The sequence below is a fragment of the Paenibacillus sp. EKM206P genome, assembly GCF_011066155.1.
GTDB lineage: Bacteria > Bacillota > Bacilli > Paenibacillales > Paenibacillaceae > Paenibacillus > Paenibacillus polymyxa_D.
In genome coordinates, this window is record NZ_JAAMNQ010000009.1 from 96,097 (window position 1) to 108,966 (window position 12,870).

A 12,870-nucleotide genomic window follows, 5' to 3' on the forward strand; every position below is an offset into this window, starting at 1 on the left:
GTTTTTATGATTTCACTGCTCCCAGCGTCATACCGCCTACAAAATATTTTTGCAAGAACGGATATACCATCAGGATGGGGAGCGTAACCGTAATCGTGATTGCCATTTTAATCGACTCTGGTGAAATTTGAGCCATTTGCTTAGCCATATCGTTACTATTCGTCATACTGGAGCCGCCTTGCTGCGTACTTTGCAGTATCTTCATCAGCTCATACTGTAGCGTCGTCCATTGCGGCGCCCCACCATTATACAAATACGTATCAAACCAAGCATTCCACTGACCTACTGCCAGAAAAAGAGCAATCGTTGCCAATACTGGTTTGCACAGCGGCAAAATAATTCTCCAGTAAATCGTAAAATCATTTGCCCCATCGAGTTTGGCAGACTCCTGCAGCGCATACGGCAAACCGTCCATAAAGGAACGAATAACAAACACGTTAAAAGCGCTAATTAAGCCTGGGAAAATATACACCCAAAACGAACCCAGCAGATGCAGATCACGCATCAAAATAAACACGGGCACCATCCCGCCAGAAAAATACATCGTCAACGCCAAAAACGTAGAAATAAACTTACGAGCGCGAAACTCGACCCGACTCAATGTAAAAGCAAGCATAGACGCGCAGATCAATCCGAGTACTGTTCCGACCAAAGTACGAAGAATAGATATTTGCAGTCCCTGAAGAAGACCATCGTACTGGAAAATCGTTTTGTAATTTTCGAGCGTAAATTGGCGGGGCCATATATAAATACCACCGCGAACCGTGTCCGTTGAATTGTTCAGGGAAATCGCAAGTACGTTCAGAAACGGGTACAGCGTCAACACCACGATCAGAGCCATGAGGATATAGTTAAATAGGTCAAACAGCTTCTCAGACCGGGTAGCATTAAATGCCTTATTCGTCATTTCGCTTCTCCCTCCCTACATGATGCTTTCTTTGGTCAGTTTTTTAAATATACCGTTCGCCGTAAACAACAGCAGAATACTAACCAGTGAGTTGAAAATACCAATTGCCGTCCCATAAGAGAAGCGACCCAAATTAATCCCGTAATTGAGCGCGTACAGATCCAGCACCTCGGAATAATCTGTCACGAGACTATTGCCAAGCAAGAACTGCTTTTCAAAACCGTTGCTCACCAGATGTCCAATCGCCATAATGAACAGAACGGCAATCGTCGAGCGGATACCCGGCAGTGTAATATGCCACATCTGTCTCCAGCGGCTCGCTCCATCCACGCGCGATGCTTCATACTGTTCTTGATCAATTCCGGTGATTGCAGCTAAATAAATAATCGTATTCCAACCTGTCTCTTTCCATATATCGGAAGCGGTTACAATGTACCAGAACCAACTCCCCTTTGCCATAAACTGAATCGGTTCATCCACAATATGAAGCGCTACCAATACATCGTTGACAATGCCTCCGTCAATGGACAGCATCTTGGTGACCAAACCGGCCACAACTACCCAGGATACAAAATGCGGGAGGTAGGATATTGTCTGCACAAACCGTTTGAACAGCATACCACGCAGCTCATTTAACAGAATTGCAAAGAAGATCGGTACGACAAAACCAAATACAATCCCCATCAGGCTCATCGCTAGCGTATTACGTAATACCAGATAAAATCGTTCATCCTGAAATAGCTCAATAAAGTTATCCAGCCCTACCCATTTCTGGTCTGAAAAAGATTTGGCTGGCTTATAATTTTGAAACGCCATCGTCCAGCCCCAGAGCGGAAGATAGCTGAAAACAAACACCCATATGACGAAAGGAATGGACATAAAATAAAGATACTTTTGCTGCTTCACACTGTCCCACAAGCCTTTTCTACCACGTTCAGGCTTCGGGCCGCGAGCCTTGCGCGGTCTTCCCCGGTTGGATTCAGGAATCACAGCACCATTACTGGAAGCGGTTTCAGTTGAAGATCCCATAACAAGCTCCTCCTCATCTCTAGATACTATTATCATACTTTGCTGGCTTGGAAGCGGATACCCGACGAATTAGGAGAAAAATCAGTTCAAAATTAGATATATGGGATGAAAAAAATTACATTCGTGCCACTACGCATGCGGATGGTGCTTCCCATCGCTGTTGTCCCCGGATTTCTTGAATAAGCACACAAAGGTAGAAAGCCGGGGACAGTTTATGCTTGCGATGCGAACTTTCCTGCAGAAAGCTTTAAGGCGACCGCTTCGCTTGTCCAGCACATTCCGCCTGTTCCGTTCTAATGTAAATTCCCTGAAAGAAGTCTTGTAAAAAACAAAAGATCAGCAATGTAAGCTGATCAGAGGTAAAGGGTAAAGGATAAAGCATAATGCAAAAGGGATAATGCATACTGCACCACAGGTGGTGGATGGTATATACACACTGTCGCAATTAACCTAATGATTGATTGAAGGAAAAAAAGCTTTCTGGCATCAATGTGCCAGAAAGCTTTTTTGATTTATTTTACTGTGATCGTCCCGTAGTACATGTACATACCGCAATTGTACTCATATACGCCTGGTTTCAAGTCCTGGACGGTAAAATAATTATTTTCGTGATCCAGGTAAACGTCCATTCCGATCTTCAACGACTGCACTTCATCAATGCAAGTGAAGGATGTCATTTTCTTGAAATTGATTTTGGTTGGAACGCCGGCTTTCACTTCAATATTTTTAGGATAGAAACCGTCCCCTTTTACACCCACTGTAACAATCTCATATTTAGTTTTGTCTGGCTCTTCCTGAGCCTGTTTAGGTTGAATGACCGGAAATGACGACACGCTCCCCTGAAAATAAAACAAGACAAACCCGCCCATGCTCAGGGCTACAAAACCAATCAGCATCAAATGCCAATGCTTAGAGATAAGTGTTTTCATTCATATCAGCCCCTCCAGTTGAATGTCTACATGTGACGCATCAACTCTAACCAGTATATAAAAGTTAATCAAAATTTTAAATACCTCATTTCACAGGCTCGGATGATCCAGCTCATACAGATTACGGTAACGAGACTGCTCCTGCCACAGCTGCTCATGACTGCCGCGCATGGAAATGGTGCCCTGTTCCATAAAGATCACCTCGTCCATATGCTCCATCCCCGTCAGATGATGCGTGATCCAGATCAATGTTTTGCCCTTCAGCACACGAAACATCGTCTGCATGAGCTCATGCTCTGTCAGCGGGTCAAGCCCCACTGTCGGCTCATCCAGCAAAACAATCGGGTGATTTTGCAGCAATATCCGCGCCAGTGCAATTCGCTGTTTTTCTCCACCGGAAAAACGAAGGCCCGTCTCCTGCATTCGGGTATCGTAGCCCTCCGGCAAAGAATCAATTAGAGTTCCAAGCCCTACCTGCTCCGTCACTGCACGCACCTCATCCAGCGTAGCATCGGGTCGTCCCAGCCGAATATTGTTCGCTACCGTTGTATCGAATAAATATGGCTGCTGGTTTAGCACCGCAAATAAACTGGAGTATGCTCCACCTGTATATACGGGAATCCCTGCGACAGTGACGCTACCTTCATCAGGCTGCAATGCTCCCTGAATCAGGTTCAGTAGCGTGGACTTGCCCGCACCACTGCGGCCAAGCAATGCAACCTTGCCCCCCTGCGGTACGTGCAAGGAGATATCACGCACGCTCCATTCCTGCGTTGCCGCATAGCGGTAGCTTACGTTGTTCAGCAGCAGGTCTCCTCCGTTGCCCAATCCCAGAGCGGTAGACTGCTCATCTATAGTGTCAGCTGTGCGGCCTGCTGCTGGGTGTCCTGCATCCCCAGTAACCGGAAGCGATGATGACACAGGTGTATGTGTATCTTTCTCCGAATCCTTCAACCGTCGAAGGGAATCCTGATACTCCGGCGCATGCACCACTGCTTCTCCAGCGCGAACGAAGGCATCCAGCAATGGAAAAGCCACAAGGGCAAAGGATGCCAACCATGTGGCTTCTATTCGATTCTGTGCTACTAGGCCTCCGGCCCACACAGTCATAATCACAATCCCGCCGCCTACAACGCATTGTGCTATCCAATGAGAACGCCACTCGCTCCGGCGAAGTGAATTTTCCATCACGGCAGCCCTATTGTGCCGTTGTGTAAAGGTACTCAGGAAATGCCCAGTCCGTCCGCTCAGCACCAGATCACTCATGCCGAACAGAGCATCCGTCAGGTCCTGATAGGCTTTACTCCGTTCCTGCTTGAACATTCGCCGTTTGGCGAGTGAGGTCCATAGTGAGATAGCTGGGGCAATAAAAAGCAAAAATCCTCCATATAGCGCCATAAGCAAGGCAAAGGTTCCGTCCATCCGTCCGAGCGCCGAGATGCCTGCTGCATAAATCAGCAAAGCCGATAACGCAGGCAGAACTAGCTTCAAATAGATGTTTTGAAGCTGCTCAATATCCTCTGCCAGCAAACCCAAGAGGTCCCCCGTACGGAATTTGCTGCGAATCATCAGCGCCTGCGGTTCCACTGCCCGATATAAGCGTACTCGCATACGGGACACAAGGCGCAATGCTGCATCATGTCCTACCAAGCGTTCCAGGTACTGAATAACCGCTTTACTAAAGCCAAACGTCCGCACAAGTACAATGGGCACGTACACCATTAATATATTTTCCGGTTTTAAGGCCGAACGGGTAATCAGATGACCGGACGTAAAAAGCAACGCGCCCGCACATCCAATGGCCAGCGCGCCCAAAAGAGCAGCTAGCAGAAAGGCCCAAAAATATTGTCTCAGATACGTCACAAACCAGCCTTGTCTGCTATTATCCGTTACTCTCATATCGTCCGTTCCCTCCTTCCGACATCCCCGTCAGCAATCGGTAATATGCCCCCTTACGGGCAATCAATTGTTGATGGGAACCTACTTCTTCCAGACGACCTTGATTCATCATCCAGACACAGTCCATATCTGGCATCCAATGTAGCCGGTGGGTGGCAAGAAACACTCTTTTGTGTTTCAAAACCGATAAAATCGTCTGTTTTAGCTCCCACTCTGTCTCAATATCCAGATGCGCCGTAGGCTCATCCAATAAAATGACCGGACGGTTACTGAGCAACGCCCGCGCCAATGCAATCCGCTGCGCCTGTCCTCCGCTCAACGTCCTACCCGCTTCACCAATGGGCTCATTCATTCCACCCGGAAGACCGTCTACCAGTTCACGCAGTCCAACCGCGTCAACCGCCCACTCCACCTGCTGGTTGGATGCCTCCGGTTCATAAAAACGAATATTATCTGCCAGAGAAGTGCTAAACAGGTATGGATGCTGTGGAATATACGCAATATGCCGTTGCCATTCAGCTTTTGCATCCCCAGCCAATCTGCATCCATTCAGGAGCAGTTCGCCCGAAGTGGGATCAGCAAAGCCGCCAAGCAGACTAAGCAGCGTCGTTTTACCTGCACCACTAGCTCCAACGATGCCGATCATGTTCATGTGCGGTTCAACATTGGCAGACACATGTTCAAGCCGAGCCGAACCGTCTTCATTAAGGAGGCACACATCGGACAGCTCGAGAATGTCCTGTCCCGTGATGTCCAATCCTTTATCGTTAACTGCCTGTTTATTCGGCTCGGTCGCATCATCTTCTTTACTGAGAATGGAGCGGATTGCTCCCCAAGCCTCCTTCCCATCCAGTGAAGCATGATAGTCTGATCCCAACTGGCGTATGGGCATAAAATATTCTGGGGCCAGAATAAGCACCGCAAGCGCTGCCTCCAAACCCACCGAGCCACTAATCAGGCGCAAACCCAAGCCTACCGCGACAAATGCGACCGATAGCATACTAAAAAAATCAAGGGCAAATGAGGAAAGAAACGCTACCCGCAGCGTGCGCATCGTTGCCGTGCGGTATTGGTCGCTGACCTTCCCAACCGTTTCCCCATGCTCTTGGCTACGACCCAAAAACCTTAGTGTCTGAAGTCCGCGCAGCGAATCCGTGAAATGATGAGATAACAGACGATAGGAACGCCACTGCTTGTCTGCCTGCTTCCGCGCCGCCAAGCCGAGCAAAATAAAAAAGCCTACCAGGATTGGCATCGTAGTCGTCAAAATCACACCTGAAATGACATCCAATGTGAAAACATACACAAGTACAAGTATAGTGACAGCCATCATGTCAATCATACGAGGAATGGACAGTTCCAAATACGTGCGAAAACGATCCATGCCGTCCAGCGCTAGCGTCACCAACTTGCCGCTACCTTCCTGCGCTGCAAAACCCGGTCCCCGTTCGAACAAACGTGCAAGCAGACGCTCCCGTAAGGAAGCGCCTGAAGCTTCAGCAAAACGGCCTGCTGTCCGGCGTTGCAGCCAGATCGCCGTATGCCTCGTTGCAAAAGCAGCGAAAAACAACGCCAGCGACGGCCAAGCCATCACCAGCGGATTTTGTTCAAACAAAATCGTAACAGCCTTTGCCAAGAAGACTGCTTGTGCAATCACTGCGGCCCCCTGGAGCAGGGAAAGGGCAGCCAGTAGCAGCATCACTGGCCGAATGCCCTTTAATTCAAACCATGCCTTATCCATTAGTATTCCAAATGATCCTTCTCACTGAGACGCTTATGGAAAACAAAATAGCTCCACGCCTGATAAGCCAGCACAAAGGGTAAAAGCGTTGCTGCAACAATCGTCATGGCTTTCAGTGTGTAATGACTGGAGCTTGCATTATAAATCGTCAAATCAAAAGCACTGTTAATCGAGCTCACCATAAATCTTGGGAACAAACCGACGAATAACGAAACGAAGGTCAGCAAAATCACTGCACCTGTCATCCCGAAGGCCCATCCTTCGCGGCGCTGCTTCAGGAAGTACCACGTCAGCACATAGGCGACAATTCCGACTGCTACCGCAGCATACATAAAGGGACCGCGACGCGCAAATAAATCCGTTGCAAAATAAGTCCATACCACCATGCCCGCAAGTAAAATGCCCAATACCGGAAGAAATTTGGACGCAATCACGCGAGCACGATCCCGTACTTCTCCAATCGTCCGCAGAGAAATAAACGTCAGTCCGTGCATTAGGCACATTCCGACCACTGTCAGTCCAATCCATACGGTATATCCATTGAATACATCGGGAAATCCAGCTTTCAAATCCATGTTTTGCTGAATAGGTACACCTTTCACCAAAGCCGCAAAAGCCATACCGAACAGCATCGGCGGTAGAAAGCTGCCAATCAGAATGCAGGCATCCCACGTTCCTGTCCACCATTTTCCTTCAGCCTTGCCGCGGAACTCAAAAGAAACTCCACGCAAGATCAAACCTAGCAAAATAAACACAAATACGAGATAATATCCGCTGAACATAGTCGCATAAAAATGCGGAAAAGCGGCAAACATTGCACCTGCTGCTGTAATCAGCCACACTTCGTTGGCATCCCAGAATGGACCAATCGTATTGATCATCAAACGTTTTTGTTGGTCGTTACGCGGCACCAATCCTGTGGCCATTCCTACGCCAAAATCAAAGCCCTCCAGAAAAAAGAAGCCGGTAAACAGCACAGCGATCAATAAGAACCATAAATCATTTAGCGACAATGGTGTCACCCCCTTGAGCAAAAGGATCATGAATTACCGTTTGCTGATGTGGCTCAATATCTGGACCTTTGCGAGCCGTACGGTAAAACAGAAACGCCAGCACACCTGTTAAAATTAAATACAATGTGGTAAATGAGATGAACGAGAATAGCACTTCTCCTGCCACAACTGTAGGCGAAACAGAATCTTTCGTTTGAAGCAAACCAAATACCGTCCACGGTTGGCGACCTATTTCAGTCATGATCCAACCTGAAGTATTCCCAATGAATGGAAGGCATATCCCCCATATCATCAGACGGAAGAACCAGCGATGTGAACCTTCCAGCTTTTTACGGAACGTCAGGTAAGCCCCGTATAAGGCGAGTGCAATCATGCCACATCCAGCCGCAATCATAATGCGGAAGCTCCAAAACGTGGTACGTACTGGCGGGATATAATCGCCCGGACCATACGTTTTTTCATATTGGGCTTGCAGCTCATTCATACCAGGCACAGAGCCGGTAAATTTACTATAGGATAGAAAACTCAAAGCAAAAGGAACTTTAATCTCAAAGGAATTTTCCTTGTTTCCAGGATCAATCCATGCGATAACGGTCCAAGGAGCGGGGTCACCACTGTTCTCCCATAAGCCCTCACTGGCAGCCATCTTCATCGGTTGTGTTTTCACCAAATATTGAGCCTGTCCATGACCAAACAACGGAATAGCAATGGCACTAATTAATGCAACAATAATGCTCAATTTGAAAGAAGGTTTAAAAAAGTCCAGATTCTTTTTGTGCATCAGCTTCCATGCACTGATACCCGCGATCAGAAATGCTCCTGTCGCAAAAGCAGCAAACAATGTATGTGGGAATTCCCATAACAGTTGTTCATTCGTTAGCAGAGCAGCAAAATCTTTCATTTCTGCACGTCCATTTTGAATCTCATAGCCTACTGGACGCTGCATGAAGGAATTAGCAGCTAGAATCCACAATGCCGATAACATCGTACCGATAGATACCAACCACATACAAATTAAATGGACCGTTTTGGACAATCTTTCCCAACCGAATACCCATAATCCGATAAAGGTCGATTCCAGGAAAAATGCAAGCAGCGCTTCAATCGCCAGCGGCGTACCAAATACATCACCCACAAAACGGGAAAAGTCCGACCAGTTCATCCCGAACTGAAATTCTTGCAAAATCCCAGTGACTACGCCCAGTGCAAAGTTAATCAGCAGAAACGTTCCCCAGAATTGAGCCATTTTTTTGTACAAGTCATTTTTCTTAATAACATACATAGTCTCCATAATTGCCACCAATAACGACAATCCAATGGAGATCGGCACATAAACAAAGTGAAGAATCGTTGTGGTTGCAAACTGCAACCGTGCCAAATCCAATACGTCCATGATGTTGCTCCTCCCCCTACACTTCTCTTAACATTGATTTATAGTGTCTGTAATCTGAAGTCTTCTACATTTGTGATAGTATTCACATTCTTACATATGCAGCGGTCACTTTTTTAGAAAATGACTCACTCAACTACCTTCACTATGGTTATCATGATCCGGCTTCAGATTATCCCCATTATATAGAATAAATTTAAATGAAATAGAATCGAAAATGTGAACATCGTGTCAAAGCTGTGTCATAATGATGGCGATTTGATGAAAACGACCTAAACTCCATAATAAATGTGACATTTTCGATTGATCTATCTGTTTTTTCGCCATAAAAAAAGCCTCTCTTCGTTCGGAGGTCGTACCTCCGACATCTGCAAGAGAGACTTCATAGCGTTAAACCTAGGGATTCTATCAACAGCCATCTGTTCCTCCGTTCTTTTGAACCCGATTACGATAGGAGGAAGGTGACATTCCAGCATACTTTTTAAATTTACTATGAAAATAATCTGCGTTCGCATACCCTACGCGTTCCGCCACCTGGTGTACCTTAATTCCTTGTGCAAGCAACTCCCTTGCTCGCTCAATCCTCACCTTATCCAGGTAGGCATTAAAGGCCTCGCCAGTATGACTTTTGAACAATTTGCCCAAATAGCCACTATTGTAATTAAACATATCTGCCAGTAACTCCAATCGCAAATTTTCATCATAATGACTATGAATAAAGTCAATCATTTGTTTCATGATGATGTCCTTGCCACCGGGATCAGTCTGTCCAATCCATTGCAACACATGCTCCAGCGAGTGATCCACCAGCTCGCCCAATGTGGAATAAGCATATACATCGGTTATAAAGCTGGAGTGCTCCTCCAGCACGGTTCGGCTGTGATCCTGTCCGGCTGCATACTTGTTCAACGCCAGTGTGAATGTTTGGGCGAACGCCGCCTTGATTGCGGATTCTGTACGATAAATCCGTGGAAATTGGCCTTCCATTTCCTTAATGACACGGGTTGCAGCTTCACTATTAGCCATATCTAGCGCATAGTACAGCTTTTCTGCATAACGTAGGGGATCATCTGTGGCACTATCAGACGTTCCACTCATTTCAGTCTCGACTGTCTCCAATTTGTGTAGGTCTCCGGAAAGCATGACTCTTTCTGCCCGGAACAAAAACGTACGCTCCAATAATCGCAGTGCCTGCTCAAAAGATCTGGGAATGTCGTTAAGAATGGCTACAGGATCACCGGCAGCCGCATAAATTTCCGTAGCCCACGCCTTTAGCTCCTGTCGCCAAGCAGCCAGTAACTGAACAGCATCTTTCTCCGTTTTTAACGTGGCGGGAAGCAAAAGACCCATATATATTCCAGCCTCAAACACGATACCTCTGCCTTGCTCATGGCACATTTCTGTTAGCCGCTGCTTTGCTGCCGACTGCCGGACTTGCCGATCCCAGTCAGGTATACGCAAATCCAGCAGAATAATCTGATAGCTACTCCAGTCCAACGCTGGTAACGCGGGCTGTTGCCCAAGTTTTTCGTTACCTCTTTGATGTTCAGCTTGCTTGGATGCTTTGTGCAGAGAATCGTTGCTTTCCACAGCATTGCGAGCATGCTCACGATGAACCGGAAACAATAGCGCTTCGATCCAATTACGCTCATGGGAAGGTGGACTTCCCCATTTGCCGTCTTCTTTCTCGTCCTCAATGTTTTGCCGTACCCGTTTCAACTCTGACGTCATTTCTTCCTCATCAACTGGCTTCAGTAGATAGCCATCTACTCCGAAGCCCATGGCTTGCCGTGCATAATCAAAGTCTGCATATCCGCTTAATATGAGAAAATGATACGGCTCCCCGTTCTTTTCACGTATACTACGTATAACCTCCAGTCCACTCATCCCGGGCATACGAATATCTACAATGACCAGCTCCGGTCGATGCTCTCCGAACTTATCCAGAGCCTCACGTCCATTCCCTGCCGTATCGACAATACGGAAGCCACAATCCCCCCAGTCAATAATGGAGGACAATCCTTCACGAATCGCAGGCTCATCATCTACAATCATCGCTTTATACATTCGACTCTTCCTCCCTTGGTATGGAAAAGTATACGGTTGTTCCTACTTGTAATGCGCTTTCAATATGCAATCCATAACGTTCACCATACATCAATGTCAGACGTTGATGTACATTACGCAGGCCAATACTGCTCCCTTCCGGCTCATCCGTCCCCCTGATCCGAGCTAGCAGACGGGTCAGTTGCCCAGCTTCCATGCCGATCCCGTCATCTTCTACTTTAATTTTCAACTTTCTTTGTTCTATTGCAATATTTACCTTCACGGTAACCGGCTCTTCCTTATTTTCCAGTCCATGAATGACCGCATTTTCCACCAGCGGTTGTATGATTAAGGGAGGAATCGACATGTCCGTCGCATCTTCTTCCAAATTCACTTCATAGATCAAGCGATTTCCAAATCTGAATTGCTGAATTTGCAAATAGGATCGCACCATATCCAGCTCCTGTAGTACCGTCGTTTTACCACTGCCAATCTCCAGATTCCGGCGCATCAGCCTGCCAAGCAAACGCACCGTCGTTGCAATTTCCGCTTCCCCATTCAGATGTGCTTTCATTCGAATAGATTCTAATGCATTAAACAGAAAGTGTGGATTAATTTGGCTGGCCATCATTTTTAACTTGATATCCTTTTGTGCCAATTCCAGCCTGTTGTTGTGCTCACTCGTCTCATAGACCTGCGCCATGAGTTGGCGAATACTACTCACCATATAGTTGAAACGGCGGGATAAATCCCCGATCTCGTCCCTTCCCTCCACACTCGATACCACATGAAAATCGCCCGCGGCTACCTTACCCAGCTCATAGCTCAACCGCTGTAGGCGTTTGGTAATCAGCCAGGAAATGATGGTGATCAGAATCAGTGCCATAATCAGCACTGCAAGGACACATAAAGCACCAATCAGACTGATTCGATTGGCTCCCTGTACAATATGCTCCGTTGAAAACACTGAAATAATCGTAAATCCGCTCACACTGGAGGCGGGCAGCAGCTCATCCACAATGATGTTGGAGGGTATTCCGTTGATTTTCGCTTCATATATCCCCTTACCCGCACGCTGGACATCAAAGCCCAAATGTAAATCGCCCAACGTCTGCCCCACCGACTGCGGGCGAGTAGCTGCGACCACAATCCCGTTACGATCCGTAATCAATGTTTCAAAAGGCTCCTTGCTCAGCATATGATTCAACTCGGTCTGACTCAGCGATATCATCAGAATTCCCTTGGTATTGTATTCAGGAAATGGAATTTGCCGTATCAGGCTCAGGCGATTAACCGGATTATCTTCCTTATCCTGAATGTAAAACCAGTTAATCGCCGTCCCCTTCAATGCCGTCTGGAACCACTGTTGCCGCTCAATGTTAGAGTCCACTGGAATAAACTCCAGATTATTGACAAGCGTCGGATTGTACGAATAGAACCGAATGGTAGCAACCTCTCTATATTGCTGAGTGTACTCATTAAAATCCTTGTATTGATGATACGCATTCATCAGCTCTACCATACCCGGATACCGTCGGTTCGCCATCTCCCTCAGCCTTTTATCGAACATGAGCCCATTTGAAATATCCGTTGGCACACGCAGTAAATTTGCCGTCTGGCTCTTGATCTTTTCCACATTGTTTACCGTCTGGGCAATTGCACTATTCAATGCCTGTTCTCGCAAATAAAAAGTAACGCAGCCGCCAACCACCAGCACCGGAATCATGACAATTAGTACGTAGGAGAACAGCAGCTTATTCCGCATACGCATATTACTCATCAGAAGCCATACTCCACGATTCATGCCATCCCTCCCACAAGATAAGCGCTTACATTTTTTTGCGTGTTTTCACATCCTCCATCTCGACCTATATGTATGTATCCAGTTTAATGCTTCGTAACCTCTATATCTATGT

At 46.9% G+C, this 12,870-nt stretch carries 9 protein-coding genes; all 9 read right to left on the minus strand.

What is annotated here, in order from left to right:
- Positions 1–4: 4 nt before the first annotated feature.
- A complete protein-coding gene (locus G9G53_RS18125) occupies positions 5–907 on the minus strand; it encodes a carbohydrate ABC transporter permease (protein WP_023990333.1) in 903 nt (300 codons plus the stop codon).
- A 15-nt stretch (positions 908–922) separates the two neighbouring features.
- Complete coding sequence (locus G9G53_RS18130; protein WP_165149458.1) at positions 923–1,936, minus strand: ABC transporter permease; 1,014 nt, start codon at positions 1,934–1,936, stop codon at positions 923–925.
- A 512-nt stretch (positions 1,937–2,448) separates the two neighbouring features.
- Positions 2,449–2,865 carry a cupredoxin domain-containing protein gene (locus G9G53_RS18135; protein ID WP_029519241.1) on the minus strand — a complete coding sequence of 139 codons (417 nt, stop codon included), beginning with the start codon at positions 2,863–2,865 and terminating at the stop codon, positions 2,449–2,451.
- 90 nt (positions 2,866–2,955) lie between these two features.
- On the minus strand, positions 2,956–4,764 hold the full coding sequence (gene cydC, locus G9G53_RS18140; protein WP_029519243.1) for a thiol reductant ABC exporter subunit CydC: 1,809 nt from the start codon (positions 4,762–4,764) through the stop codon (positions 2,956–2,958).
- Entirely contained in the window at positions 4,748–6,505 is a 1,758-nt protein-coding gene (gene cydD, locus G9G53_RS18145; RefSeq protein ID WP_029519244.1) for a thiol reductant ABC exporter subunit CydD, read from the minus strand. The genes cydC and cydD overlap by 17 nt, the downstream gene beginning before the upstream one ends.
- Positions 6,505–7,518: a cytochrome d ubiquinol oxidase subunit II gene (gene cydB, locus G9G53_RS18150; RefSeq protein ID WP_165149460.1), complete on the minus strand. Its 1,014-nt coding sequence runs from the start codon at positions 7,516–7,518 to the stop codon at positions 6,505–6,507. The genes cydD and cydB overlap by 1 nt, the downstream gene beginning before the upstream one ends.
- Positions 7,505–8,911 carry a cytochrome ubiquinol oxidase subunit I gene (locus G9G53_RS18155; protein ID WP_165149462.1) on the minus strand — a complete coding sequence of 469 codons (1,407 nt, stop codon included), beginning with the start codon at positions 8,909–8,911 and terminating at the stop codon, positions 7,505–7,507. The genes cydB and G9G53_RS18155 overlap by 14 nt, the downstream gene beginning before the upstream one ends.
- Before the next feature lie 405 nt (positions 8,912–9,316).
- On the minus strand, positions 9,317–10,975 hold the full coding sequence (locus tag G9G53_RS18160; RefSeq protein WP_165149464.1) for a response regulator transcription factor: 1,659 nt from the start codon (positions 10,973–10,975) through the stop codon (positions 9,317–9,319).
- A complete protein-coding gene (locus G9G53_RS18165; RefSeq protein ID WP_165149466.1) occupies positions 10,968–12,758 on the minus strand; it encodes a cache domain-containing sensor histidine kinase in 1,791 nt (596 codons plus the stop codon). The genes G9G53_RS18160 and G9G53_RS18165 overlap by 8 nt, the downstream gene beginning before the upstream one ends.
- Positions 12,759–12,870: the final 112 nt, after the last annotated feature.